At 71.5% G+C, this 620-nt stretch carries 1 protein-coding gene; it reads right to left on the bottom strand.

The window, feature by feature from the left end; genetic code table 11:
- Positions 1-65 precede the first annotated feature (65 nt).
- Complete coding sequence (locus KUM32_RS36505) at positions 66-314, bottom strand: hypothetical protein (RefSeq protein ID WP_217146186.1); 249 nt, start codon at positions 312-314, stop codon at positions 66-68.
- Positions 315-620: the final 306 nt, after the last annotated feature.

The following is a 620-nucleotide window of genomic DNA, read 5'->3' as shown; positions in this document are numbered from 1 at the left end:
GTCCCCGGGGTGGTCGGGGTCGCGTGGCCGCCACACCAACAGACTCACGCGTACCTGCCGTTCCGTCATGCCGTCCCTCCCGTGCCTCGACGCCACTCCTCCACACCCAGGCCACAGTCCTCGGGCGCCTTGCCGTTGGTCGTCATCACCCCGGCCGCGTCCGCGCCGTCCGACCAGAGGAAGCTGCCCGGACCGGTCAGCGCGTCCAGGGCGAGTTGGACGCGGTGCGCGTTGGGCCGCAGGTCACCGGCGGCAAGGCCGACGGGGTCGAACAGGCTCAGCTCGTAGGCGTGCTGGAACGCGCAGTCCGACACCGGCCGCCACCCGGTCCGGCGTCGGGCCAGGCGGCAGCCGCGTCCGCGAGGAAGAACCGCAGCACGCAGTCCTGCACGGTCCGTACGGTGTGCTGGCCGGTCAGTACGGAGCATCTCCTCCCGCACCGGTGGGTCACTCTGTCCCTGGGTTGATCCATGACTTCCTGTCTCCTCCAGGCGCGGTACGCCCATGGCGCGCGGGACGTGGGGCGCTTCTCCGCGCCGTGCGTGGCGGGGGAAAGCCGCAGCGGGCTGGGCGTCGCTCGCTCGCGCATTCCGATCTCGCTCTAGGCAACCGATCGCTTA

The organism is Streptomyces sp. AC627_RSS907, from assembly GCF_019049165.1.
Note: the sequence above shows the minus strand (reverse complement) of the source record. Positions and strands in the feature narration are given on the sequence as shown.